1 rRNA gene is annotated in these 260 nt (G+C 53.5%); it reads right to left on the bottom strand.

What is annotated here, in order from left to right:
* A 16S ribosomal RNA gene (locus J8281_RS20045) occupies positions 1-260 on the bottom strand; the annotation flags it as partial.

Below are 260 nucleotides of genomic sequence, written 5' to 3'. Positions count from 1 at the left end.
CCAAGTGGCTGCTCTCTGTACCTACCATTGTAGCACGTGTGTGGCCCAGGACGTAAGGGCCGTGATGATTTGACGTCATCCCCACCTTCCTCGCGGTTTGCACCGGCAGTCTTGCTAGAGTTCCCGACATTACTCGCTGGCAACTAACAACAGGGGTTGCGCTCGTTATAGGACTTAACCTGACACCTCACGGCACGAGCTGACGACAACCATGCAGCACCTTGTGATCTGTCCGAAGAAAACTCTATCTCTAAAGCTGT

Source organism: Aquimarina sp. U1-2, assembly GCF_017897595.1.
GTDB lineage: Bacteria > Bacteroidota > Bacteroidia > Flavobacteriales > Flavobacteriaceae > Aquimarina.
This window is presented reverse-complemented; position numbering and strand designations above follow the sequence as displayed.